Here is a 25,467-nt window from a genome sequence, read left to right as displayed (position 1 = left end):
CTCAACTGCTCCGGCGTGAGGTACTGACCACCACGCCTACCGCCACCACCACGATCGCCCCACCCAGCAGCTCGGGGAGCGTCAGCCGCTCGGCCAGCACCAGCCAGCCGAGGAAGACCGCCACCACCGGGTTCACGTACGCGTACGTGGCGACCAGGCCGAGCGGCGCGGACTGGAGCAGCCAGGCGTACGCGGTGAAGGCCAGCAGCGAGCCGAAGACCACCAGGTAGGCCAGCGCCAGCCAGGAGCGGGTGGAGATCGCCGCCAGGTCCAGCCCGTGCTCCTCGCCGCGCGCCAGCGACACCAGCAGGCAGCCCGCCCCGCCCGCCAGCATCTCGTACGTGCTGGCGGTCAGCGGGTTGGCGGGCATCGGCAGGCGGGAGGAGCCGAACGACCCGATGGACCAGGCGATCGAGGCTCCCATCAGCATCAGCACGCCGCCGAGCGAGACCTTGCCGCTGATGCCCGGAGCCGAGAGCACCGCGAGTCCGACCAGTCCGAGCAGGACGCCCACCAGCGCGCCCCGGCCCGGCCGGTCCCCGGCGGCCGTCCGCAGGATGACCACCCAGAGCGGCACCGCGGCGATCAGCAGCGCCGCCATCCCGGACGGGATCCGGCCCTCGGCCAGCACCACCAGCCCGTTGCCGCCCACCAGCAGCAGCACCCCCACCAGCGCCGCCGAACCCAGTTCACGCCGGGTGACCCGCAGTGCTCCGACCCCGTGGCGCCAGGCCGTCAGGCCCAGCAGGAGCAGGCCGGCGACGAGAAAGCGCACGGCGCCCGAGAGGAGCGCGGGCATGGTCTCCACCACGATCCGGATGGCGAGGTACGTCGAGCCCCACACCACGTAGACCACCGCCAGTGCCGCCCACACCGCACCGGACAGCCGCTGCCGATCCGGGGCCGTGCCCCCGCCGGGCGCGAGCGCCGACTCGGAGGTGTGTTGCGAGCCAGCGGCCGTCATGGGTGTCTCCATCGTTCAGTGCTGTACGAGCTCATACTTATCAGACCGCATCCGAGGTTTCGTCCGCCACCGGGTATCAGCGCGCGGACCAGTCCCGGACCAGTCCCGGACCAGTCTCACGTCGTCTCCCGTACAGTCCGAGTTGCCGATGCTCCGTCAGGAGCAAGCCCAGCGGTCGAACAGGAGCAGGCCCGTGGCCACCCAAGCCAGTCCCGTCCCCGCCCCCACGCACACTCCCACCCCCGTCCCCGAGTTGGACGCCGCAGTGGTGGAGCAATGGCGTTCCGGGGGAGGGGAGTTGGTCGACCTGCTGGCGCAGGCGCGGGCCGAGCTCGGCCCCGTCGCCGGGTTCCGCCTCGGGACGCAGCCGACCGTCCTGGTCACCGGCCCGCAGGGGGTGCAGCACGTGCTCGCCCAGCGCCCGGACACCTACGTCAAGCGCTCGCACCGCGCCCGGGTACTGATCGGCGACGGGGTGGTGTCCGCCACCGGCGAAGCCTGGAAGCGGCAGCGGCGCCTGCTGCAGTCCCAGTTCACCAGCACCGGGATGCGCCGCTACGAGCAGCGGATCCTCGCGGCCGCCGGCACCGCCGCCGAGCGCTGGGCCGGGTACGCCCGCACCGGGGAGACCTTCGACCTGGGCGAGGAGATGCGCCGCTTCGCCCTGGACACCATCTGGCGCTCCCTCACCGGCCACCCCCTGGACGCCGACGTCGAGCGCGAACTGGCCTCCGTGGGAACCGTGGTGGCCGCCCTGCCGACGCTGCCGACCGACGCCGTGGACGCCCGGGAGGCGGTGGCCGCCGACCTGGCCAGGATCGACGCGGTCGCCCGGTGCGCCATCGAGTCCGCCCGTACCGGCCCGGCCGGCCCCGACGGCCCGGGCCTGCTGCACGTCCTGCTCGACGCCGCCACCGAGCGCCCCGAGTACACCGACCGGCTGATCCGCGACGAACTGGTCACCCTGCTGCTCGCCGGCCACGAAACCACCGCCACCACGCTGACCTGGCTCTACCTGCTCCTGGACCGCCACCCCGAGGCCCGTACGGCTGCGCTGGCCGCCGGCGGCGCGGGATCGGCGGAGCGCAGGGAGGCCGTCCAGGCCCTGGTCAGCGAGACGCTCCGGCTCTACCCGTCCGCCTGGCTGCTGCCCCGCCACGCCGCCGCGGACGACGTCCTGGCCGGCTACGCCGTCGAGGCCGGCACCGACGTCCTGGTCTGCCCCTATCTCACCCACCGCGACCCGCAGCTGTGGCCGGACCCGGAGCGCTTCGATCCCCGGCGCTTCACCACCCCGGGGGCCCGCCCCGCCCAGCAGGGCGCCTACCTGCCCTTCGGCACCGGCCCGCGCGCCTGCCTGGGACTCCAGTTCGCGCTGCGCGAGACGACCGTGCTGCTCGAACACCTGCTGCCTGCCCACACCCCGGTCTTCCACTCCACCCCGACCCGGGCCGCCTACAGCATCACCGTCCGCCCCGACGGCCCGACCCCCGCCCACCTCAGCTGAGGCACGGTGTCGATTTCGCCGGGTCCCGTTCGTGTAGGGGGTGAGAACGATCGGAACGAGGGAAGGATCAGCACGATGAAGCAGTACCTGCTCAGCATCTACCAGCCGCAGGGCGGCATGCCCGAGCCGGAGTTCCTGGAGGCGGTGATGACCGATCTCGGCGTGCTGCGCCGGGAGCTGGAGTCCACCGGCTGCTGGGTGTTCGGCCAGGGCCTGCACGACCCGAGCACCGCGACGGTGCTGCGGCCCGGCAACGGCGAGGTGCTCCTCACCGACGGCCCGTTCACCGAGGGCAAGGAGTACCTCGGCGGGTTCACCATTCTCAGGGCCCCCGACCTGGACGCCGCGCTGGCCTGGGGTCGCAGGTACGCGCTGGCCACCCACCTGCCGGTGGAGGTACGGCCGTTCCAGGGCGAGGCCGAGGACTGACGTGGCGGCGGCTGCGTCGGCGGCTCCGGCTACCGAGATCGAACGGGTCTTCCGTCAGGAGTACGGGCGCGCCGTGGCCGTCCTGGTCCGTCTCGTCGGCGACATCGACCTCGCCGAGGAGGCGGTCCAGGAGGCCTTCACCACGGCTGTGCAGCAGTGGCCGCAGGCCGGGCTGCCGCCCAGCCCGGCGGGATGGATCATCACCACGGCCCGGAACAAGGCGATCGACCGGCAGCGGCGGGAGGCCTCCCGTCCGGGCCGCTACGCCGACGCGGCGCTGCTGCACGCCCGCGGTGAACCGGCCGAGGAGGGACCCGTGCACGACGACCGGCTGCGCCTGATCTTCACCTGCTGCCATCCCGCCCTCGCCGAGTCCGCGCAGGTCGCGCTGACGCTGCGGTTGCTCGGTGGGCTGACCACCGCCGAGATCGCCCGTGCCTTCCTGGTCGGCGAGCCGGCCATGGCGCAGCGGATCGTCCGCGCCAAGGGCAAGATCCGCGACGCCCGGATCCCCTACCGCGTCCCGGCCGACGCCGACCTGCCGGAGCGGCTGCGCCCGGTGCTCGCCGTGGTGTACCTCGTCTTCAACGAGGGCTACCTGAGCGGCTCCGGCGCGGCACCCGTGCGTGAGGAGCTCCGCGCGGAGGCGGTCCGACTGGGACGCCTGCTCGCCGAGCTGATGCCCGACGAGCCGGAGGTGCTGGGGCTGCTCGCGCTGCTGCTGCTCATCCAGTCGCGACAGCCCGCCCGCACTGCTCCGGGCGGTGCCCTGGTGCTGCTCGCAGACCAGGACCGCTCGCGGTGGGACCGCGAGCTCATCGCCGAGGGGCAGGCGCTCGTCCGGCGCTGCCTGCGGCTCGGCCGCCCGGGCCCGTACCAGCTCCAGGCGGCGATCAACGCCGTGCACAGCGACGCGCCCACCGCAGCCGCCACCGACTGGCGGCAGATCGTCCGGCTCTACGACCAGCAGATGGCGCTGGCCCCCACCCCCGTGGTGGCCCTGCACCGCGCGGTCGCCGTGGCCGAGACCGACGGCCCCGAAGCAGCACTGGCCCTCGTCGAGGCACTCGACCTGGACGCCTACCACCTGGCCCACGCCGTCCGCGCCGACCTGCTGCGGCGGCTGGGTCGTGACGCCGAGGCGGTGCGTGCCTACGAAGCAGCACTCGCCCGTACCGAGAACGAGGCCGAACGCGAGTTCCTGGAAGGCCGGTTGAGGGAGCTGCGATGAAGGGTGCCGACGATCGGCAGCTGCGCGGCAGCGGCGGATCCTGTCGTTTCCGGTGCGTTCGGCGCTCAGGCTTGGCACAATCCCGAGCGTGCCGGAATATCTTGAGTTCGAGTTCGTTGACGGTTCCTCAGTTCTCCTGCAGGCGTTCCCGATCAACGGGGAAGCCTCACCTGCGGCGGCCGGCGGAAGCCTGGACGGCGCGCTCGACCTGCGACCGCCGGAGGCCAGCGGCGGGCGCCCGGTGGCCCGTTCGGGTCAGGGCGAGGGCCAGGGCGAGGGCGAGAACGAGCAGCCGCACCGGGTCGCCCGGCTGACCCAGGACGCGCTGCGCACGGCGCTGCGTCCCCTGGTGCCGTTGCTCCAGGAGGTCCACGACACGGTGGCCCGGGTGCCGCAGCGGCCGCACGAGGTGTCCGTCGAGTTCGGGGTGCGCTTCGGGAGCGATCTCAGGCTCGGCATCGTGGGTGGCAGCGGTGAGGCCAGCATGCGGGTCACCGCGACCTGGCAACTCCCGGGCGAGTGACCGGTGGAGTGGTTCTCCGATCCCCGCACGGAGGACGCCGGCGAGGCCGGGCAGTCGGCCGTGATCAGCGTCCTGTCCGGCGGGAGGCCGGTGGGTGCGGGCGTCCTGCTGGCCGGCGGTGCGGTGTTGACCTGCGCCCATGTGGTGAACGCCGCCCTGGACCGGGACGTGTACGAGGTCGACCACCCGGGCACGCCGCAGCTCTGGCTCGCCGTGATGCAACCGGACGGCGTCCCAAGGAGGTTGGCCGCGCGGCTCGACCGGTGGATCCCGCCGCGTGACGTGCGGGGCGGCCGGGTCGTGCGCGGGGCCGTCGAGTGGCACGGCGACCTGGCCCTGCTGGTCGCCGAGAGTACGGAACTCGGGTCCGCGGTCGGTCGGTTCTGGTGGCCGATGCAGCCCAAGCAGCAGGTCCGGGCCTGGTTCGCGGCAGGCCAACCGGACACCTTCGCAAATGCGGTGGTTCAGGAATGCGGCACCCGGGCCTGCTATCTGGACGCGGAGCCGACCGGTCCGAGGATCGGCCCCGGATACAGCGGCAGCCCGCTGTGGTCCGCGGCGGACGGGGCCATCGTCGGGATCGCGGCCGGCCAGTTGCTCTCCGCGGACGGTTCCCCGAACGGCTACGCCGAGCGGGCCCTGGCGTTCTCCTGGCAGACCATCAGCAGGGAACTCCAGCAGGCCGGAGTCGATGCGGGCCGGCTCCTGCCGCAGGCCGGACGCGGCGCCGCCGAGCCGCAGGAGCCGGAGGAACTGGAGTTCGGTGCTCGGTTCCAGCTGGCCGCCAAGCTCGGCGAGCTGCTCCCGAGGGCCGAGGACCGTGCTCGGTACGCCGAGTACGCGGCCCAGGAGTGCGGGCTCACCGTGGGCCGACGGATCACGGCGCTCACCGCGGAGAAGCTCGCCGAAGCGGCGCTCAGCCGCCCTCGGCTGCTGGCCGCGCTGCTGGAGAGCCTGCGCGCGGACCGGCCCGCGCTGGCCGACCGGCTGTCCTGCCTGCCCGCCGCGGTGGCGGCGCCCGGCCTGCTGTCCCCCGCGGAGCACCGCGCCCTGCTCACCCTGCTGAACCATCTGGACCGGCGCGGACAGCTGGCTCCGCTCCTGCTGCGCGGCTACGTCGTCGCCGCCGCGCCCGACATCGAGCTGCCGCCCCAGGACGGTCCTGCCGACTATCCGACCCTGGTGCGGCAACTGGAGGGCTACACGGGCGGGTTCTCCACGGCCGAACCGGTGGTGCGGCTGGTGCCGGTGCTGCTGCGGGTGGCCGAGTTCCTCGCGGCGGGCCTCGCCGACCCGGGCAGCGCCGGTCGGCAGGCGGTCGAGGCGGCCGAGGCGGCGCAGGCCGTCGCCGGCTGGTCGGAGCAGGTCGCCGACCGGCTGGGCGTGCCGCGCGCCGCCCTGAACGAGCACCGCGCGGCCGCCGTGGGCTGGGCCCGCGGACACCGGGCCGCCGACGGCCGAGCCGCCTCCCAGGCGAGGGTGATGGCCTATCTGAGCAGGTACGACAACGCGGACGGGCGCGGCCCGGGCCGGTTCACCTGCGCGGTCTGGCTGGACCACGGGTGGGCCGCGCCGCGCCGGGCGCCGAGCGCGACGGACCGGCCGCTCACCCCGGACGAGGTGGCCCGGCTGCTGCGCGACCTGCGCGAGACCTTGGAGGACGAGAGGGCAGACCCGGCGGACGCGGAACCGACGATCGAGGTGTTCCTGGACCAGGCGGATCTCGGCCTCGCCGTGGAGAGCTGGGACGGCGCCGACGCCGGGCATCGCGAACGCGGCGGCCTGCCCGAGCCGCTGGGGATGACCGATGCGCTGGTCGTGCGGCTCGCCCTCCAGGGCTCGCGAGACGAACTGCACCGGCGCACCAGGTCCCAGGCGAAGCGCTGGCAGCACCGCGACGCCGAACCGGTGCTCTCGCTCGACGACCGGTACCGCAGCGAGAAGCAGGTGGTCAGCGAGCTGTTCCAGAACCGCAAGGTCGCCCGGGTGGTGCTCCGGCAGGCCAACCCGTCCGTGCGGGCCGAGCTGGCGGCGGTCTGCCTGCGGTACGGCGTGCCCCTGGTGTGCTGGGACCGCGAGGCGCGCACCGCGGCCGCGGCGGCCCAGGTCGAGGAGGTGGCCCTGGCCGGGGCGGCCGACGGCCTGCCGGAGCGGGTGCGCAGCTACCGGGCCGCGGTCTACGGCAACCCGAAGGGGTACCGGGTGCGGCCGGTGCTGGCCCGCGAGGATCCGACCCGCCCGTCGCTGCCGGCCACCGAGGCGGTCGACCCCGAGGAGCTGATCGCCCGCCTTGCGGCCCCGAAGAGAGAGGACCTCTGCTGATGACCGGTCGACCCGTCGATCCGCCCACCGCATGGCGCCTGTTCCGCGGCGACAACATCCCCTGGCGGGTGGACCTCCCACCCGCACCACCCTGGCGCAGCTTCCACTCGAACCCGTCGGATCCGTCGGACGCGTCGGGCCGCGGGAGCGCCGGGCCGGGTGAGAACTACCTGATCGGCCGGGTCCAGGCGGACGTGGTGAACGCGGCGCTGCTGCTGCGCCGCCCGCTGCTGGTGACCGGCTACCCCGGCACCGGTAAGAGCTCGCTGGCCGCCGCGATCGCCCACGAGCTCGACCTGGGCGCCGTCCTGCACTGGCCGGTCAACAGCCGCTCCACCGTGCAGGACGCGCTCTACCGCTACGACGCGATCGGCCGCCTGCGGGAGAGCGCGATGCGCCGCGACCGGCTCGACGTCGGCCCCGGCGCCGACCCGCCGGTGTCCGACTTCGTCCGCCTGGGCCCGCTGGGCACCGCACTGGCCCCCGCCGCCCGGCCCCGGGTCCTGCTGGTGGACGAGCTGGACAAGGGCGATGTCGACCTGCCGAACGACCTGCTCACCGTCTTCGAGGACGGCACCTTCGAGATCCCCGAGCTGGCCAGACTGCCGGAAAGTGAGACCTGGACCGAGGTGGCGACCGCGGACGACGCACGGGTCCGGGCGCCGGTGCGGCGCGGGCGGGTGCGCTGCACCGAGTTCCCGGTGGTGGTGATCACCAGCAACGGTGAGCGCGAGTTCCCGCCCGCGTTCCTGCGCCGCTGCCTGCGCCTGGACCTGCCGCAGCCGGACCAGGAACGCCTGCGCGGAATCGTCCGGGCGCACCTCGGCGAGCAGGCCCTCGCCGCCGCGGAGGACCTCGTGGAGGCGTTCCTGCGCCGACGCGGGCAGGGCGAGCTGGCGACCGACCAACTGCTCAACGCGGTCTTCCTGCGGACCGTCGGTGTCGAGATGGAGGCAGCCGACCTACTGGAAACCGTCTACCGCAGCCTCGGCGGGACGGTCTGAGGATGACCTCCGAGCTCCCCGGACCGCACAGCGCGCCGCTGGCGGCCGCGCTGGAGCTGCTCGCCGACAGCGGGAAGCGGCTCGACCTGGTGGAGCTGCTCGACGTCCTCTGGCTGGCCGGGCGGCTCACCGGTGGCGACACCGAGCTGCCACTGGCTCGCGCGGCGGGGGGAGCGGGGCCGGCCGCGGAGGTCGGCCGGTTCGGCGGACCGAGCGGGACGCAGCCGGACGAGCCGGTGGACGAGGATCCGGACGACGCGTTCGACCCCGGCGGCCCGCTGCACGGCGGTTCGCGACTGGCGGCAGGGCAGCAGGGCAGCGCCGGGAGCGGGCAGCCGGTGCTGCTGCCGGCCTTCAAGGCGCTGCCCGGTGAGCTCGGACTGGCCCGGGCGCTGCGCCCGCTCAAGCGCCACCGCCGCAGTCGGCACGAGCACGAACTCGACGTGGAGGCGACCATCGCCCGGTTCGCCGAGACCGGGCTGCTCGAACCCGTACTGCGAGCGGGCCGGGAGCGTTGGCTGCGCTGCTCCCTGGTGGTCGACGACGGCCTGTCGATGCTGCTCTGGCAGCGCACGGTGGCCGAGTTCCAGCTGCTCGTGGAGCGCTCCGGGGCGTTCCAGCAGGTGACGGTGAACGGACTGGGCACCCGGGGCCCCGACCCGGTCAGGCTGAGCGCCAAGCCGTTCGGGGCGGGTAGCGCCTCGTCGAGTCCGGCTGTGCTGGCCGACCCCAGCGGGCAGAGCCTGGTCCTGGTCATGACCGACGGGGTCGGCGCAGCCTGGCGGGACGGGCGGATGCGGGCGGCCCTGGACGGCTGGGGGCGCTGCGGTCCGGTCGCGGTGGTGCAGCTGCTGCCGCGCCGGATGTGGGCCGGTACCGGCCTGGCGGTGGCCCAGCAGCGGGTGTACACCACCGTGGCCGGCGGACCCAACGCGGGCTGGCGCCGCGAGTCGGCGGACGTCCCGGTGCCGGTGCTCGAACTGGTCCCCGCCTCGCTGACCGACTGGGCCCGCACGGTGGCCGGACCGGGTGGCTCGAGCCGGCTGCCCTGCTGGGAGAGCCCGCCGCCGGCGGGGGCGGTCGAGCGGAGTGCCGGGCGCGATCCCGGTGCGGTCGCGCCACCCGCGGCACCCCAACCGGAGGAACTGCTGGCCCGCTTCCGGTCGGTGGCCTCTCCCGAGGCCCGCCGGCTCGCGGCGCGACTGGCCGCGGTGGCGCCGTTCACCGTGCCGGTGATGCGCCTGGTCCAGGCGGACCTGCGGTCGGGCGGTGGTCCGGCGGCGCTTGCCGAGGTCTTCCTCAGCGGGCTGCTGGAGCCGGTGCCCTGGTCCGCCGAGGTCCTCGCCGCGCCGACCCGCCGCCAGCAGCTCTTCGACTTCCCGCCCGTGGTGCGGGACCGGCTCTTCGACTCGGTACCCACCCGCGAGCTGCTGGAGGCCGGCCGTCGGCTGGTACGTCGGCTGGCGGGCCCGACCGGCCGCGGGCCCGGCACCGCGGCACTGCTCGCGGGCCCCGCGCAGCCGGGCGGCCCGCCGGTGCAGGGAGAGCCGTTCGCCTGGGCGAGTGCGGCGCTGATCGCCCGGTTGGGCGGCGGCGGTGCGCAGCCGGCGGCCGGCGGTCAGCTGTCGGGCGCCGAGCGGTCCTGGCCCGAGGAGGTGCGCGCGGGAGTGCTGCACCTGCCGTCTGCTCTGGGGCACCTCGGCTGGCTGCCGGACGCGCTGCCGCAGCAGGAGGCGGCGGCCTCGCCCGAGCTGATCGATCTGGTGAACCGCCTGCTGGCAGTCCGCACGGAGTCGCCGAACGCGATCCGGACCGCGCTGCGACTGCTGGTGCGGATCGCCGAGTTGACGGATCGTCAGACTCTCGCCGGGCGCTACCGGAGCGACCTGCTGTCCCTGAATCCTCGTGCGCAGGTGGCAGTGCGCGAGCCGCAGCGGGCGGGGAACGATCGAGGCGGGGGTGTCGCCAAGCCGCACTTCTTTGTCAGCTACGCCCACATGCCGCCCGTCGGTTCGCGCAATCCCAACCTCCGGGTGACCCAGTTCTACGAGGATCTGTGTGAAGCGGTGGGGCAGCTGTCGCCGCTGCCGACCGCCGACCCGGTGGGGTTCATGGACGATTCGATGCACCAGGGCGACAGCTGGGCGGCCAGGGTCTCCGAAGCCCTTGCCACCTGCCGGGTGTTCGTGCCGCTGTACCATCCGCGGCTGTTCCGCAGCGTCTCGTGCGGCCAGGAGTGGTACACCTTCGCGCAGCGCTCGGCCGGTGCGCCCGGCGGGCCGGCGCTGGCCTCGGCGATCGTCCCGGTGCTCTGGGTGGGGATGCGGGACGAGGCGATTCCGCCGGTGGCCAGTGCCATCCAGTACAAACACTCCAGCTTCCCGCAGGAGTACGTCGAGGACGGGCTGTACGCGCTGATGGCCCAGCGCCACCACCAGGAGAAGTACGAACAGGTGGTCTACCGGCTGGCCCGCCGGATCGTCGACGTGGCGGTGGAGACCGTGGTCCCGGTGGTCGAGCCGCTCGACTTCAGCCTCAGCCCCTCGGCCTTCCCGACGGGTTCGCCGGCCGACCAGCTGACCATCGCGGTGCTGTCGCTCAAGCGGAGCGAGCTGCCGCCGGATCGCGACCCGGCCTACTACGGCGCCGGTCGCACCGACTGGCAGCCGTACGAGCGGGGTTCGTCCACCGCGCTGGCCGAGCGGGCCGCCCAGCTGGCCAGGCAGTGCGACCTCAACCCGACCATCCAGGAGTTCGACGCCGCGGCCGGCCGGCTGCTGGAGCTGGAGCAGCCTGGCGGCCCCGGCGTGGTGCTGCTCGACCGCTGGGCCCTGGCCGACCCCGAACGCCGGGAGCTGGTAAGCGACTTCGTCCGGCGAGCCCCGTCCTGGGTGACCGTGGTCGAGCCGTGGAACCGCGACGACCCGCAGAGCGCGGCCTACACCTCGACCCTGAGCGCATTCAGCCACCAGATGCTGGGCCGGGCCGCCCTGCCCTCGTTCGGGTCGAGCGAGAGCGCCGGCCCCGACGCCGCAGGGATCCCCACCGCTAGGGAGTTCGGGGCGGCCTTCCAGCACGCGGCGCTCCGCGCCCAGAAGGCGTTCAAGGAACGCGGATTGCCCCGCCCGTCCAGCGGCATCGACTTCCGACCGCGCCTGCGCGACTTCGTCCGCCGTTCCGATGCGGACCCTGACAAGGAGTGATCGTCCGTCAAGCTCCGTTGTCAGTGCCTCCCCCTAGTGTGGAGACATCACCAGGGGAGCTCGGAAAAGGGGCGGTCATATGTCTGCGAACAAGATTCAGCACAAGGTGAACCATGTCGCGCTGGTGGTGGACAGTTCGGGTTCGATGCGGCCTCACCAGAGTCAACTGATCCGCGTTGTGGACGAGTTCGTGGCAGGTTTGAAGGCCGAATCGGACAGCCTCGGCCATGAGACCCGGATCAGTCTCTACTCCTTCGACCACCGGGTGGAGAATCTGGTGTGGGACATGGACGTGAAGCATCTGCCGTCCATGCGGGGCCTGTACAAGGTCAACAACGGCGCTACGGCCCTCATCGAGGCCTCGCTGAAATCCCTGGACGACCTGGGTCACATCTGGGAGGCGTACGGCGAGCACAGCTTCCTCCAGATCGTGGTGACGGACGGCGAGGAGAACGCCTCCGGCGGCGACCGGCGGCACGACGGCGACATGGCCGTTCTCGGACCCTGGCTCGACAGGATCGCGGCGACGATGGGTGCGCTTCCGGGCCACTGGACCTCCGCGATCCTCGTGCCGAACTCGCTGGCGAAGCGAACCGCCCAGAACTACGGCTTCCCCGCCGGAAACATCGCCATCTGGGACGCGGATTCCCAGGCGGGCGTCGAGGAGGCGATAGGGACCGTGCGTGCCGCCGCCACCAGCTTCCTGCGCGGCCGGGAGAAGGGCGTGCGCGGCACGAAGAACCTGTTCGCGGTCGGCCAGGACATCTCGGTCGACGACGTGCGGGCGAACCTCGAACCGGTCCCGGTCGACAAGTACCGCCTGCTGAAGGTCGACACGGAGATCGAGATCCGGTCCTTCGTCGATTCGCACCCGGGCGTGACGTACGAACGCGGCGCGTGCTACTACCAGTTGGGCACCCGGGTTCAGGTCCAGCCGGACAAGGAGGTCATCGTGGTCGAGAAGGACACCGACCGCGCCTACACCGGCGACGCGGCCCGCAGTCTGCTGTTCGGCACGGGCATTCAGGGGACGGTCTCCGTGAAGGCGGGCCGCAATCCCAAGCTGGAGGTCTACGTGCAGAGCCGTTCGGTGAACAGGAAGCTCAAGCCGAACACGCGTCTGCTCATCATGCTCTGACACTCTCCGGGACGTTCAGGCTGCCGTAGCGCTCCATCCGCTGCCACCTCAGCCGGGTGCCGGCCAGCGCGGTGCACACCGACTGGATCACCACGAGGTACATCAGCTGCCGGTAGACGAACTGCTGCAGCGGGAGGGTCCACAGGGCGCCGGGGCGTTCGTCGTCGAGCCGGAACGCGTACCAGCCCATCAGGAGCTGGAGCAGCAGGAAGGCACCCCACAGCCCCAGGATCCGGACCGGGTCGAGGAAGACCAGGCCGTAGACGGCGAGCACGTCCACGACCGGGGCGAGCAGCGGCAGCAGGACCTGGAAGAGCATCAGGTAGCCGAGCCCGCGGCGGCCGAGCCTGCCCGCCGGGCCGCGTTGGACGAGTGCGCCGCGGTGCTTCCACATGGCCTGGAGGGTGCCGTAGCACCAGCGGTAGCGCTGCTTCCACAGCGCGCCGAGGGTGGCGGGGGCCTCCGTCCAGGCCATGGCCCGCTCCTCGTAGACGACCCGCCAGCCGGCCCGGCAGAGTGCCATGGTCAGGTCGGTGTCCTCGGCGAGCGTCTCCTCGCTGACGCCGCCGACGCCCAGCAGCGCCGAGCGGCGGAAGCCGCCCACCGCGCCCGGCACTGTGGGCATGCACTGCGCGAGATCGAAGAGCCGGCGGTCCAGGTTGAAGCCGACGACGTACTCGATGTGCTGCCAACGGCCGAGCAGGCCACCGCGGTTGACGACCTTGGCATTGCCCGAGACGGCGCCCACCCGCGGGTCGGCGAAGGGCTGCACCAGCATCCGTACGGCGTCCGGCTCGAAGACCGTGTCGCCGTCCACCATCACCAGCAACTCGCAGGTGGCGGCGGCGATCCCGGTGTTCAGCGCGGCCGGCTTTCCGGCGTTCTGCTGGCGGATCACCCGGACCCAGGGCGGCAGTCGAAGCGACTCCAGGAGGTCTGCGGTGCCGTCGGTGGAGCCGTCGTCGACGACGATGATCTCGACGGGATGGTCGGAGGCGAGCAGCGAGCGCACGGCGGCCTCGATGCCCGCGCTCTCGTTGTACGCGGGGACGATCACGCTGACCGGCTGGGTGACCGGCGGCCCCCAGGGGACGTCGGCGAGGCGCTTGTGCCGGCGGGCGGCGACCAGAACGGCCGCGGCCCGCAGCACACTCAGCGCCCCGGCGGCGTAGAGCAGCCAGCCGATGATCTTCAGCACCCAGTTGCTCGACCAGAGCACGGCGATCAGGGCCAGCCCCTGCCAGTGGTCCCACGCCTTGGCGGGGCGCATCGGCGAGGGCAGTCCGACGGCGTCGGAGACCGTGGCGAAGTGGAAGCCGGCGCCCTGCAGTTGGGGCAGCAGCCGGTCCAGCGCGGCGACGGACTGCGAACGGTCGCCGCCCGCGTCGTGCATCAGCAGGATCTGTCCCCGGTGGCCCGCCGGGGTGGCGTTGGCGACGATCCGGTCGACCCCGGGGCGGCGCCAGTCCTCGCTGTCCTGGGTGGTGAGGACGGTCAGGTAGCCCTCCTGGCCGGCCTGCTGGACGGCCTGCCAGTCGCGGTCGGTGAGCGCGTCGTTGCTGGAGGAGTACGGCGGGCGCAGCAGCGAGCTGGTCTGCCCGGTGGCGCCGGCCACCGCCAGTTGCGCCTCGCGCAGTTCGAGGGTGCGCTGCCAGGCGGGCAGCGAGCCCAGGTTGGGGTGGCTGAAGGTGTGGATGCCCAGCTGGTTGCCGTCTGCCAGGATCTGCCGGGCGAGTCCGGGGTTGGCCGCGACCTGGTCGCCGATCACGAAGAAGGTGGCGTGCACGTGGTGGCGGCGCAGCACGTCGAGGATCTGAGGGGTCCAGCGCGGGTCGGGGCCGTCGTCGAAGGTGAGCGCGATGGTGTTCGCACCAGGGGTCGCGGTGCGCGGCTGAGCGGTGGCGGTGTCGATGACCGGCCCGCCGTCGGTGACCGCGCTCGGCACGGTGGCGTGCGGGCCCTTGGAGAGGGCAGCCTCGTCGTCGTTCGCCGTGCCGTACAGGTGCTGGGTGTAGCCCTGGATCAGCAGGGCAGCGACCAGCGTCAGCACGGTGACGGTGAGCAGCAGCCAGTGGGTGCGCAGCGGCACCGCACGGACACTGCCGTGCCGACTCGGGGTCCGGCGGCGGCGACGACGGGACATGACGGCTGCTCTCTGCGGCGTACGGATGCGGCGTACGGATGCGACGTACTGATGCGGCTTACGGGTGCGGCGTGTGGACGGGGTGGCCGTGGCTAGGCGCGGTGGTCGGGCCCGCGGTGGTGGGCGCCGGGGCCGGCGTGGTGGCGGGTACGGCGGTGTGCGGGGCCGCCGGCTTCGCCGCGACGAGGGCGGCGGGCGCAGCCGAGCGGTGCTCGGTGGACGCGGGCCGGTCGCTGCTCCCGCCGCCCGTGCCGCCGGACGGCGCGGTGGTGGCGGGAGCCGGGGGAGCGGCGACGGGGCTGGGCGGAGCGCTGGTGGCAGGTGGCCCGGGCAGCGGCAGAAACGGCGAGTTCACGGTGGGTCCGCCCATCGCACTGCTCACCAGGAGCAGCACGTAGCCGGCGGCGGGGACGGCGAGCAGTCGGCCGGCCCGGCGGACCCGGCGTTGGCGGCGGCCGGAGGCGTCGACGAAGACGGGGGCCGCCTCGGCGGGCCGGGGTGGTCCGGGCCGGTCCGGGAGGCCGGCCACGACTCGTTCGAGTTCCAGCGTGTCGTCGTCGTTCACCGCGGTTCTTTCCATGCCGAAGGGAGTCCTGGCGGACGGGAGGCAGATCGTGCGGGTCGGTCAGTGCGGGTCAGCGACCTTTCCCGGTCCGGCCGACCCCAGCCGGACCGGGAGCACGTGGTGCGCCGCGGGGTCGATCGGGACCGGGAAATCCCGTCGACCCCGCGGAGGCCGGCAGCCGTTCTCTGCACAGGCGGGCTGCCGGTGATCCGGAGGGGTGGTCTGTCCGGGGAGACCACCACCCTTCCGGAGTACTTGGGGGGGGTTACTGCTTGGGTGGTGGTGTGTGGGTGTGGTCGTCCCGGCCGTCTCCGTGGGACGGGGTCGGCTTGTCGGGGTGCGGGTCGGCAGTGCTCCTGCCGTGCTCGGCACTCGGGCTCGGGCTCGCGCTCACGTCGGCGTGGGGCGTCGTGCCGGTGCCCGCCGATGCGCTGCCGGTCGTGCCCGGCAGCGGTTTGGCGACAGCCGCTCCCCGACCGGTGCTGCTCGGCACGCTCGTGGGTGCGGCGGTGGGGCCGCCATCCCGTCCGGTACCGCCGAGGACCACCGGGAGGTTCCCCGTGCTCGCGGCGACGGCGACGCCGCCGAGCGCGGTGGCGGCGAGCGTGGCTGCGGCGACCTTGGCGGCGAGGGACCGCGAGGGCGTGCAGCTGGTCATCGTTCTTCTCCGGGACCGAGGGGCGGGGACAGTGAGGTGGACAGCCAGCCGAAACGCGGTCACGGCCGCCTCCTCACCGACCAGTTCGCGTGCCGCGCCGGGGGCGGCTACGGCGGCGAGCAGGTCGGCGAGTGCGCCCTGACCGCCCTGCGTACCGTCCGCGGCACGGGCGAGTAGGCGCTCGGCTGCGTCGCGGTCGATCCGACGGGGTCGGTTGGTGCTCATCTCACGTCTTCAGCGTCGAGGCCCCCGCGGGTGTCACACCTTCGGGAAAGATTTTTTCAGCAGGCCCGGTCGGCCGTCAGGACTCGTATCCCTCGACCTCGTCGGCCGGGCGGATCCGTGCGGTGCCCGGGTCCTCGCCGAACTCCGTCCGGGCCCGGCGCTGGCGCAGCAGGTCCCAGCACTGGTCCAGCTGCACCTCCAGGGCGGCCAGCTCCTGCCGTGCGCTGTCGCTGTCCGCGCTGCCGTCGGCGATCCGGGCGCGGAGCTGCTTCTCGGCTTCGACCAGCTGGTCGATCGAGCCGAGGATGTCGCTGTTCTGCTGGCCGGCCATCGGGGCCTCCCTGGACGTGGTGCGGTGGATACCGCTCATCCTCGGCCCGCGCCGCGCCCGCCGCATGCCGGGAACCCCCGGACGTCAGCCGTGCTGGATCCCGAGTTCGGTCATCAGGGCGCGGATGCGCTGCTCGATCTCGTCGCGGATCGGGCGGACGGCCTCGACGCCCTGCCCGGCCGGGTCCGCCAACGTCCAGTCCAGGTAGCGCTTGCCGGGGAAGTACGGGCAGGCGTCCCCGCAGCCCATGGTGATCACCACGTCGGAGCTCTGCACGGCCTCGGTGGTCAGCACCTTCGGCGTCTCGGCGGAGATGTCGATGCCGACCTCGCGCATCGCCTCGACGACCGCCCGGTTCACCGTGTCGGCGGGGGCGGAGCCGGCCGAGCGGACCTGGACCCGGTCGTCGCCGAGGTGGGTGAGGAAGGCGGCGGCCATCTGCGACCGGCCCGCGTTGTGGACGCAGACGAACAGCACGGACGGTACGGCGCGGGCGCTCATGACAGGACTTTCCGGTCGGAGGCGGTGAGGTGGTGTCCGCCGTGCGGGACGACGACGTCCTCGCCGGCGGGTGCCGGCCGGCCGAACAGCAGGGCGACCAGGGCGACCCCGAGGGCCAGGCCGACGAGCTGGGCGGCGACGAACGGCAGCACCGAGCCCGGGGCGATGCCGGCGAAGGTGTCGGTGAAGGTCCGGCCGATGGTGACGGCCGGGTTGGCGAAGCTGGTGGAGGAGGTGAACCAGTACGCCGCCCCGATGTAGGAGGCGACCGCGACCGGCGCGACGTGGGCGCGGCCGGTGCGGGCGAGGCCGAGGACCAGCAGGATCAGTCCGGCGGTCGCCACGACCTCACCGAGCCACAGGTGCGGGGCGGAGCGATCGTGCGTGGACCAGCGCACCAGCGGCTCGGCGAACATCGCGTCCGCCAGGACCGCGCCGCCGACGGCCCCGGCGATCTGCGCGGGCACGTACGCCGCGGCCTCGCGCAGGGTCGGACCGTCGCCGGTCCGGCGGCCGGTCCACCAGGCCGCGAGGGTCACGGCCGGGTTGAAGTGGGCGCCCGATATCGGCCCGAGCAGGGCGATGAGCACGCCGAGCCCGAAGACGGTGGCCAGCGAGTTGGCCAGCAGCTGTACGCCGACGTCCTGGGAGAGCTCGGTGGCCTGGATCCCGGAGCCGACCACGATCGCGACCAGCGCGCCCGTCCCGACGAACTCGACAGCCGTGCGGCGGCCGAGGGGAGCGATCCCGGTCATCTGGAACCGCCGGTGGCGACCGGGATCTGGAGCAGGGCCGAGAGCCTGGCCAGGGCGGCGGGCAGCACCCAGTAGTAGACCCAGGTCCCGCGCCGCTCGGAGCTGACCAGGCCGGCCTCGCGCAGCACCTTCAGGTGGTGGGAGATGGTCGGCTGCGAGACGTCGAACGGACCGGTCAGGTCGCAGACGCACGCCTCGCCGCCCTCGTGCGAGGCGATCAGCGACAGCAGCCGCAGCCGCACCGGGTCCGACAGCGCCTTGAACATCCTCGCCAGGTCGACGGCGGCCTCTTCACCCAGCGGCTCGCGGACCATCGGCGAGCAGCACGCCGTCTGGTCGATCACCTGAAGTTCCAGTTTCGACATACGTCTATGTTGACAGCCATCTAATCGGGTGGCAACCTCGGCCATATCGACAGACGTCGATACAGTCTTGGATCGGGGAGTACCGTCATGTCCCGTGTTCAGCTCGCCCTGCGCGTCGCCGACCTCGAAGGGTCGATCGCGTTCTACTCCAGGCTCTTCGCCACCGAGCCGGCCAAACTCCGGCCGGGCTACGCGAACTTCGCCATCGCCGAGCCCCCGCTCAAGCTCGTCCTGATCGAGGGTCCCGCCGGCGAGGAGACCCGCCTGGACCACCTCGGCGTCGAGGTGGAGTCCACCGACCAGGTCACCGCTGCCACCGACCGCCTCAGGGAGGCCGGGCTCGCCACGTCCGAGGAGAAGGACACCTCCTGCTGCTACGCGCTCCAGGACAAGGTGTGGGTGCACGGCCCGGGCCGGGAGCCGTGGGAGGTCTACGTGGTCAAGGCCGATGCCTCTGCCTGCTGCTGATCTGTGTGGCCGGAGCCCTCAGGGGGCTCCCCTTGCCCGCGGGCGCTGGGGAGCCCCCTGAGGTCAGGAGCCGTGCATCACGAGGCGTTGAGCGCGGTGTCGTCGATGACGAAGCTGGTCTGCAGGGACGCGTCCTCGGTGCCGGTGAACTTGAGGGTCACCGTCTGTCCGGCGTAGCTGGAGAGGTTGAAGGAGTACAGGCTGTAGCCGGTGTTCTTGTTGAGGTTGGAGTACGTGGCCAGCGTGGTGCTGCCGATCTGCACCTTGAGGGTGTCGTAGGCGGTGGTGCCGGTCTCGGCGGTGTCGATGTGGAGGTAGAAGTTCAGCGTCGCGCTGCAGCCGGCCGGGATGGTGACGGTCTGGCTCAGCGTGTCGGTGTGGGCGCTGCCGTAGCCGTCCAGCCAGGCCTTCCAGCTGCCGGAGTGGGCGGGCTCGCTGCTGGAGTTGTCGATGACGCCGGCGGTGGCGGTCCAGGGCGAGGCGGTGCCGGTTTCGAAGCCGGGGTTGCCCAGCTTCTGGCCCGGGCTGCTGCACCCGCCGCCGCTGGGGTTGACGGTCCAGGTGAAGGACGCGGACCCGGAGGCGGTGCCGGAGGAGGCGGTGACGGTGACCGAGGAGGTGCCGGCGCCGGTCGGGGTGCCGGAGATCAGGCCGGAGGCGGAGATCGACAGGCCCGTCGGCAGGCCGGTCGCGGAGTAGCTGAGCGGCTTGCTCGCGGAGTCGGAGCCGGAGACCTGAAGCGAGAGGGCGGTACCGGCCGTGCTGGTCTGGTTGCCGGGGTTGGTGACCGAGACGCTCTCCGTGCCGCCGCTGGGGTTGATCGTCCAGGTGAACGACGCCTGGCCGGACGCGCCGGTGCCGTCGGTCGCCTTCACCGTCACCGAGGCGGTGCCGGCGGTGGTCGGTGTGCCGGAGATCAGGCCGGAGGCGGAGATCGACAGGCCGGTCGGCAGGCCGGTCGCGGAGTAGGTCAGGCCTGCGCCGCCGGAGTCGGTGCCGCTGATCTGCAACGTGACGGCGCTGCCGGCGGTGGTGCTCTGGTTGCCCGGGTTGGCGACGGTGACGGTGTTGCCCGATGCCTGGCCGACCGGCAGGCCGCCGGTCGGTGCGTACATCGCCACGTCGAAGGTGCTGCCGCTGGGGGCGTGGGCGATGGGGATGACGGGGACGGCGTTGCCGCCGGCGAGGACGGAGGTGGATATGTAGTCGCCGAACATCCGGCCCTGGCTGGTGTTCGGCAGCCAGGCCAGCGTCATCGGGCCGGCCAGCTGGACGGGCGCGGTCCAGGTGGCGCCGCCGTCGGCGGAGGAGACGTAGCCGGCGTCGAGCTGGCAGGTCGTGTCCGTGCAGGCGGCGTTCGGGTAGTAGTAGTACGTCAGGCCGAGGCGGGCGGTGCTCCCCGAGCTGCTCGGGTCCACGCCGATGCCCGGGGTGAAGTGGTCCACCGTGCTGGTGGCCGCGTCGATCGGCACCCGCACCGGTGTGCTCCACGTCGTGCCGTCGGTGGAGGTCGACATGATGATGTCGTTGCTGGTGCAGTTGCTGCGGAAGCTGCAGTCGGACCAGACCGTGTAGACCTTGCCGGAGGCGTCGATCTCGGCGGACGGCAGCGAGCTCTCGCGCAGGGTGTCGTGCGGGCTGCGCGTCGCCGTGGCAGCGGCGGCGTCGTTCTCCAGCCCGGCGACCGTGTGGTGCGCGACCGTGGCGATCTGCACGCTGGCGCCCCAACTCGCGCCGCCGTCAGTGGAGGTGAAGGCGTCCTCGGCGCTCTGGGTGCCCGAGGAGAACGGCACGACGACGGTTCCGCCGGGCTGCACCACCGGCTGGCCGCCCAGCCCGCTGGGACTGTCGGCGGGGCTCATTTCCGCGCCCCAGGTCACGCCGCCGTCGGTGGAGGTGCGCATGTGCTCGGCGTCGCCGGAGTTGGCGTCGTCGTACTCGGTATAGCAGTGGCCGTAGTACGGGCTGGACGCGTGGTCGTCGCAGACCGTCCAGTTCTTGTCGTCGAACGTGCTGGTGGAGATGCCGACCGGGTTGCTCCAGGTGTGTCCGCCGTCCGTGGAGCGGCTGAGCTCCACGTCGACCTCGCTGCCGGAGGTGATGCCCAGCCAGGAGACCATCCAGACGCCGTCCTTGGCGTCGTAGGCCACCGATGCGTCACTGGCCGACGCGTACGGGCCGCTGGTGTTCGCGGTGGAGGCCGGCATGAACCCGTGCGTCCAGGTCTGGCCGCCGTCGTTCGACGTCGCCCAACCGATGTTGGACGCGCCGCCGCCGGAGACCCGGCCGACCTGGAAGGCGGAGACGACGGTAGTGCCGTAGCTGTAGGTGTCCGGCTCGACCTCGGTGGCGTGCTGGGCCTGCGCGTCGGAGTACGGATCGCTGCTGACCTGGGTGAGCGAGGGGGCGGTGGGGTGCGCCGCGTGCGGGCCGCGGGAGGTGGCGTGTGAGGTGGCGTGGGAGGTGGCGAACGCGGGAGCGGTGAACGCCGTAATGGCGGCCAGAGCGCCGGCGAGGAGCAGGGAGCCTTTTCTAGCCAGTCCGGACATGTCTCTCCTGACATACCGAGCGGTACCGGATGGGTGTCGGCTGCCGCCGACACGGGGCACACGGATGCTGGTGCCGCCGGGAGCCGCGAGAAAGGCGCCCGGCATGGCGAGAACATGACATGTCGCATTCGCGACAACTCCACCAGAAGGATTGCGCGTTCAGCACAGCAGGAGGGGCCCGCCGCGGAGGGCCCCTCCTGCTGCACTCCCGTTCGCCCGCGCAATGACCTCGTTCGGTCGATCGCAGAGGCCCGGCGACATGGCAGAGCGCGCCATATCCGGCCTGATCACTGTGGTCGTCCCGCACATGGGAGACCTTCGCCGTCATCTCTACCGTGACCGCCATGGAGAGCACCCACAGCACCGACCGGCCCACGGCTCCCGCGCCGTTCCTGATCGGCCGCACCGCGTTGATCACCGGAGCGGCCGGCGGGATCGGCCGCGCCTGCGCCGTCGCCTTCGCCGCGGCGGGTGCCCGGGTCTACGTCGTGGACCGCGCGGCCGAGGCCGCCGAGGCGGTGGCGCAGGAGATCGGCGGGATCGCGCTGGTCGTCGACCTGTCCGATCCGGTCGCGGTGGACGGGCTGCCCGACGATGCCGACATCGTCGTCAACAACGCGGGCCTGCAACACATCGCCCCCGTCCACGACTTCCCGCCGGATCGCTTCCAGCTGATCCAGCGGGTGATGGTCGAGGCGCCGTTCCGCATCATCCGCCGCACCCTGCCCCACATGTACGGGCAGGAGTGGGGACGGATCGTCAACATCTCCTCGGTGCACGGCCTGCGGGCCAGCCCCTTCAAGTCCGCGTACGTCACTGCCAAGCACGCCCTGGAGGGGCTGAGCAAGGTGGTGGCGCTCGAAGGCGCCCCCTACGGCGTGACGAGCAACTGCGTCAGCCCCGGCTACGTGCGCACGCCCCTGGTCGAGGAGCAGATCGCCGCACAGGCCCTCGCCCACGGCATCTCCACCCAGGACGTGGTGGAGCAGGTGATGCTCGAACGCTCCGCGATCAAGCGGCTGATCGAGCCCGACGAGGTCGCCCACGCGGCTCTGTGGCTCTGCTCGCCGCCCAGCGGCTACGTCACCGGTACCTCGCTGCCGCTGGACGGCGGTTGGACCGCTCACTGACACCCCCCAGCCCACCCCACTCTCCGCCCCCCGAAACGGTGAACCCATGGCCAGCGCTCCCCGTGCTGTGAACGCGCCCGGCAGGCCGAACGGCCTTGCCCGCGTAGTCGGCGCAAGTCTCATCGGTACCACGATCGAGTGGTACGACTACTTCCTCTACGGCTCCGCCGCGGCCCTGGTCTTCGGCAAGCTCTTCTTCCCCACCTCCGACCCGCTGACCGGCACCCTGCTCGCCTTCCTCACCTATGCCATCGGCTTCGCCGCCCGTCCGATCGGCGCCCTGGTCTTCGGCCACTTCGGCGACCGCCTCGGCCGCAAGAAGCTCCTGGTCGTCAGCCTGCTGATGATGGGCAGCGCCACCGCGCTGATCGGCTGCCTGCCCACCTACAAGTCGATCGGCATCGCCGCGCCGGTCCTGCTCACCACACTGCGGGTGATCCAGGGCTTCGCGCTGGGCGGCGAGTGGGGCGGCGCCGTGCTGCTCGTCTCCGAGCACGGCGACCCCGAGCGCCGCGGCTTCTGGGCCTCCTGGCCGCAGGGCGGCGCACCGCTCGGCAACCTGCTCGCGGTGGGCGCCCTCACCCTGCTGGCCCATGTGCAGAGCGACGCCGCCACCCTCGCCTGGGGCTGGCGCATCCCGTTCCTGTTCTCGGCCGTGCTGGTCGCGGTCGGCCTGTGGATCCGGCTCTCGGTGGAGGAGTCCCCGCTCTTCCAGCAGGCCCTCGCGAACGACCGGACGCTCCGCCGGCCTCCGGCCGGGGGTGCCCCCATGGCCGACCAGGCCGACCAGGGCAAGGAGCAGCCTCCGATGGTCGCCGTGCTGCGCCACCACTGGCGCGACGTCCTGGTCGCGATGGGTGCCCGGATGGCGGAGAACATCTCCTACTACGTCGTCACCACCTTCATCCTGGCTTACTGCGTCGAGCACTTGAAGGTGCCGAAGCAGACCGCGCTCAACGCCGTGCTGATCGGTTCGGCGATCCAGTTCTGTCTCATCCCGCTGTTCGGCGCACTCTCCGACCGCGTCGGCCGCAAGCCCGTCTACCTGGCCGGCGCGGTGGGCGCGGGCATCTGGATCTGGCCCTTCTTCGCCCTCGTGGACAGCAGGCACTTCGCGATGATCACGGTCGCGGTGACCGTCGCGCTGGTGTTCCACAGCGCGATGTACGCCCCGCAGGCCGCGTTCTTCTCCGAGATGTTCGGCACCCGGATGCGCTACTCCGGTGCCTCCATCGGCGCCCAGTTCGCCTCCGTCGCGGCCGGCGCCCCGGCGCCGCTGATCGCCGTGGCGCTGCTCGCCTCGTACGGCAACTCGTCCCCGATCTCGGTGTACGTCGGGATCGCCGCGGTGATCACCGTGGTCGCGATGCTCTTCGCCAAGGAGACCCGCGACCGCGACCTGGCAGACGTCCCGCCCTCCTCCGGTACCGCCGCCGTGGCGGGCACCGGGCAGGAGATCGCCGCCTCCGGCGCCGGTTCCTGACGTGGAGCCGGGCATTTCGTTCCCCCAGCCCCTGTGCGACGATTGCGGCCACCATGTCCGACCACGCCATCACCTCAGCCCTGCGCCGCCTGCTGGAACTGCTCGCCGACGGCGCGTCGGCCGATGACATCAGTCGCGCCGCGGCCGAGGCCCGGGCCGGCGGAGCGCAGCCGCACGAGTCCGCGGCGATCGAGGAGGGCGCCTGGCTCGCGATGCGCGTCCAGCGCACGCTGGGACAGCACCGCCGCCGCGAGGCCGAACTCACCGCACTCTTCGACACGGCGAGCGATCTCGCGGCGCTGCGCGATCTCGACGCCGTCCTCCAGTCCATCGTCCGCCGGGCACGGCTGCTGCTGGGCACCGACACCGCCTATCTGACGCTCCCCGACGAACAGGCCGGCGACACCTACATGCGGGTGACCGACGGCTCGGTGTCCCCGCTCTTCCAAGGACTCCGACTGGACCTGGGGAAGGGGCTCGGCGGTCTGGTCGCGCAGACCGCCCGCCCCTACGCCACCCCCGACTACCGGACGGACGAGCGCTTCGACCACACCGGCGCCATCGATGCCGGAGTCGTCGACGAAGGCCTGGTCGCCATCCTGGGCGTGCCCCTGCTGCTCGGCTCCAGCACCACGGAGGGCGGGAAGGTCATCGGCGTGCTGTTCGCCGCCGACCGTACGGCGCGTCCCTTCTCACCCGACGAGGTGGCGCTGCTCTGCTCACTGGCCGCCCACGCCGCCATCGCCATCGACACCGCCAGGGCGCTGGCCGACACCCGCGCGGCGCTGGCCGAGCTGGCCGAGGCCAACGCGGTCATCCGCGAGCACGCCGCCGCGATCCAGCGCGCCGAGGAGGCCCACGACCGCCTCACCGATCTCGTCCTGCGCGGTGGAGCGACGGCCGACGTGGCGGCGGCGGTGGCCGAGCTCCTGGGCGCCCCCATCGCCCTCCACGATCCGACCGGCCACCGGCTCGCCCAGGCCGGCCGCGCCTCGGATCTCGCCCCCGAGACGGTGACCGCCGCCGCGGCCGAGTCCAGGACGGCCGCTCGCGCCGTCCCGCTCGGCCGGCACTGGGTCTGCGCCGTCCTCGCCGGGCCCGAACTCCTCGGTACTCTGGTCCTGTTGGACCACCCCGAACTCGGCGACGCCGACCGCCGGCTCTTCGAGCGGGCCGGCGTGGTCACGGCACTCCTCCTACTGCTGCGCCGGACCGTCGCCGAGACCGAGAACCGCATCCGCGGTGAGCTGCTCACCGAGGTGCTCACCGCCCCCGGCCGCGACCCGGCCGGACTGGTGGACCGCGGACGCCGCCTGGGCACCGACCTGAACCGCCCTCATGTCCTGCTGGTCGCCCAGTCCCCGGCCCACGCCCGCAACAAGCTGGCCGGCGCCGGGTTGCAGCACCTCTTCGGCCGGGGCGGCATCACCGCCGAGCACGACGACACCGTGGTCCTCCTCCTCCCGCACCGCGCCACCACGCCCGCCGAGGCCGCCCGTACGGCCGCCGCCCAGCTCGCCCATCTCACCGGCGCCCCCGTCACCGTCGCAGCCGCCGGCCCCGCGGCCGGACCGGCAGGCCTCGCCGCCGCGCATGCCGAGGCGGTCCGCTGCCTGCGGGCGATGCACGTGCTGGGCCGCACCGGCGAGGGCGCCTGCGCGTCCGACCTCGGCTTCCTCGGCGTTCTGCTCGGCGAGGGCCACCAGGTCGGCGGATTCGTCCGGTCCGCTCTGGGGCCGCTGCTCGACTACGACGCCCGGCGTGGCACCGACCTGGTCGGCACCCTGCGCGCCTACTTCGCCTGTGGCGCGAACCTGACCCGGGCCAAGGAGGAACTGCACATCCACGTCAACACCGTGGTCCAGCGCCTTGACCGGATCGAGTCCATCCTGGGGGCGGACTGGAGCTGCCCGGATCGCGCGATGGAACTCCAACTGGCGCTGAAGCTCCATCTTCTGACGAACAGTCACTGA

At 72.7% G+C, this 25,467-nt stretch carries 20 protein-coding genes and 1 pseudogene; 12 read left to right on the top strand and 9 right to left on the bottom strand.

All coding sequences use genetic code 11. The features are described from left to right. Window position 1: 1 nt before the first annotated feature. Window positions 2-964 (bottom strand): EamA family transporter, encoded by a 963-nt coding sequence (locus tag P3T37_RS34395; protein ID WP_280727881.1) that lies wholly within the window; start codon window positions 962-964, stop codon window positions 2-4. 193 nt (window positions 965-1,157) lie between these two features. Between P3T37_RS34395 and P3T37_RS34390 the strand changes: the two genes are divergently transcribed. From P3T37_RS34390 to P3T37_RS34355, 8 genes are all read left to right on the top strand, one after another. Beyond that, on the top strand, window positions 1,158-2,471 hold the full coding sequence (locus P3T37_RS34390; RefSeq protein ID WP_280727880.1) for a cytochrome P450: 1,314 nt from the start codon (window positions 1,158-1,160) through the stop codon (window positions 2,469-2,471). A 75-nt stretch (window positions 2,472-2,546) separates the two neighbouring features. Then, window positions 2,547-2,900 (top strand): YciI family protein, encoded by a 354-nt coding sequence (locus tag P3T37_RS34385; protein WP_280727879.1) that lies wholly within the window; start codon window positions 2,547-2,549, stop codon window positions 2,898-2,900. 1 nt (window position 2,901) lies between these two features. Further along, window positions 2,902-4,131 (top strand): DUF6596 domain-containing protein, encoded by a 1,230-nt coding sequence (locus tag P3T37_RS34380; RefSeq protein WP_280727878.1) that lies wholly within the window; start codon window positions 2,902-2,904, stop codon window positions 4,129-4,131. 88 nt (window positions 4,132-4,219) lie between these two features. Then, complete coding sequence (locus P3T37_RS34375; RefSeq protein ID WP_280727877.1) at window positions 4,220-4,654, top strand: CU044_2847 family protein; 435 nt, start codon at window positions 4,220-4,222, stop codon at window positions 4,652-4,654. 3 nt (window positions 4,655-4,657) lie between these two features. Further along, entirely contained in the window at window positions 4,658-6,976 is a 2,319-nt protein-coding gene (locus P3T37_RS34370) for a trypsin-like peptidase domain-containing protein (RefSeq protein WP_280727876.1), read from the top strand. Next, complete coding sequence (locus P3T37_RS34365; protein ID WP_280727875.1) at window positions 6,976-7,980, top strand: MoxR family ATPase; 1,005 nt, start codon at window positions 6,976-6,978, stop codon at window positions 7,978-7,980. The genes P3T37_RS34370 and P3T37_RS34365 overlap by 1 nt, the downstream gene beginning before the upstream one ends. A 2-nt stretch (window positions 7,981-7,982) precedes the next feature. Then, window positions 7,983-11,183 (top strand): TIR-like protein FxsC, encoded by a 3,201-nt coding sequence (locus P3T37_RS34360; RefSeq protein WP_280727874.1) that lies wholly within the window; start codon window positions 7,983-7,985, stop codon window positions 11,181-11,183. A 79-nt stretch (window positions 11,184-11,262) separates the two neighbouring features. Then, window positions 11,263-12,321 carry a VWA domain-containing protein gene (locus P3T37_RS34355; RefSeq protein ID WP_280727873.1) on the top strand — a complete coding sequence of 353 codons (1,059 nt, stop codon included), beginning with the start codon at window positions 11,263-11,265 and terminating at the stop codon, window positions 12,319-12,321. Here the strand turns inward: P3T37_RS34355 and P3T37_RS34350 are convergent. The 7 genes from P3T37_RS34350 to P3T37_RS34320 all read right to left on the bottom strand — a co-directional run bounded on the left by P3T37_RS34350 (window position 12,311) and on the right by P3T37_RS34320 (window position 17,813). Then, the gene (locus tag P3T37_RS34350; RefSeq protein ID WP_280727872.1) at window positions 12,311-14,464 is read right to left on the bottom strand and encodes a bifunctional polysaccharide deacetylase/glycosyltransferase family 2 protein; all 2,154 of its coding nucleotides are present in this window, start codon (window positions 14,462-14,464) and stop codon (window positions 12,311-12,313) included. The genes P3T37_RS34355 and P3T37_RS34350 overlap by 11 nt on opposite strands. A 58-nt stretch (window positions 14,465-14,522) precedes the next feature. Next, the gene (locus P3T37_RS34345; protein ID WP_280727871.1) at window positions 14,523-15,029 is read right to left on the bottom strand and encodes a hypothetical protein; all 507 of its coding nucleotides are present in this window, start codon (window positions 15,027-15,029) and stop codon (window positions 14,523-14,525) included. A 265-nt stretch (window positions 15,030-15,294) separates the two neighbouring features. Continuing rightward, window positions 15,295-15,912: a hypothetical protein gene (locus P3T37_RS34340; RefSeq protein WP_280727870.1), complete on the bottom strand. Its 618-nt coding sequence runs from the start codon at window positions 15,910-15,912 to the stop codon at window positions 15,295-15,297. Window positions 15,913-15,988: 76 nt separating this feature from the next. Next, entirely contained in the window at window positions 15,989-16,243 is a 255-nt protein-coding gene (locus P3T37_RS34335) for a DUF2630 family protein (RefSeq protein ID WP_280727869.1), read from the bottom strand. Between the two features lie 84 nt (window positions 16,244-16,327). Continuing rightward, window positions 16,328-16,744 (bottom strand): arsenate reductase ArsC, encoded by a 417-nt coding sequence (locus tag P3T37_RS34330; protein ID WP_280727868.1) that lies wholly within the window; start codon window positions 16,742-16,744, stop codon window positions 16,328-16,330. After that, window positions 16,741-17,499 carry an MIP/aquaporin family protein gene (locus tag P3T37_RS34325; protein WP_280727867.1) on the bottom strand — a complete coding sequence of 253 codons (759 nt, stop codon included), beginning with the start codon at window positions 17,497-17,499 and terminating at the stop codon, window positions 16,741-16,743. The genes P3T37_RS34330 and P3T37_RS34325 overlap by 4 nt, the downstream gene beginning before the upstream one ends. Beyond that, window positions 17,496-17,813 (bottom strand): metalloregulator ArsR/SmtB family transcription factor, encoded by a 318-nt coding sequence (locus P3T37_RS34320; protein WP_280727896.1) that lies wholly within the window; start codon window positions 17,811-17,813, stop codon window positions 17,496-17,498. The genes P3T37_RS34325 and P3T37_RS34320 overlap by 4 nt, the downstream gene beginning before the upstream one ends. A gap of 138 nt (window positions 17,814-17,951) precedes the next feature. Here P3T37_RS34320 and P3T37_RS34315 point away from each other — a divergent pair. After that, window positions 17,952-18,317, top strand: a pseudogene (locus P3T37_RS34315) (ArsI/CadI family heavy metal resistance metalloenzyme); the annotation flags it as partial. A gap of 92 nt (window positions 18,318-18,409) precedes the next feature. Here P3T37_RS34315 and P3T37_RS34310 read toward each other — a convergent pair. Continuing rightward, a complete protein-coding gene (locus tag P3T37_RS34310) occupies window positions 18,410-20,881 on the bottom strand; it encodes a putative Ig domain-containing protein (RefSeq protein ID WP_280727866.1) in 2,472 nt (823 codons plus the stop codon). Window positions 20,882-21,225: 344 nt separating this feature from the next. Between P3T37_RS34310 and P3T37_RS34305 the strand changes: the two genes are divergently transcribed. The 3 genes from P3T37_RS34305 to P3T37_RS34295 are packed head-to-tail and all read left to right on the top strand — an operon-like array spanning window position 21,226 to window position 25,467. Then, a complete protein-coding gene (locus P3T37_RS34305; protein WP_280727865.1) occupies window positions 21,226-22,011 on the top strand; it encodes a 3-hydroxybutyrate dehydrogenase in 786 nt (261 codons plus the stop codon). A gap of 46 nt (window positions 22,012-22,057) precedes the next feature. Then, the gene (locus P3T37_RS34300; protein ID WP_280727864.1) at window positions 22,058-23,494 is read left to right on the top strand and encodes an MFS transporter; all 1,437 of its coding nucleotides are present in this window, start codon (window positions 22,058-22,060) and stop codon (window positions 23,492-23,494) included. A gap of 53 nt (window positions 23,495-23,547) precedes the next feature. Further along, window positions 23,548-25,467: a helix-turn-helix domain-containing protein gene (locus P3T37_RS34295; protein WP_280727863.1), complete on the top strand. Its 1,920-nt coding sequence runs from the start codon at window positions 23,548-23,550 to the stop codon at window positions 25,465-25,467.

Origin of the sequence: Kitasatospora sp. MAA4, from assembly GCF_029893355.1 — a bacterium.
GTDB lineage: Bacteria > Actinomycetota > Actinomycetes > Streptomycetales > Streptomycetaceae > Kitasatospora.
Note: the sequence above shows the minus strand (reverse complement) of the source record. Positions and strands in the feature narration are given on the sequence as shown.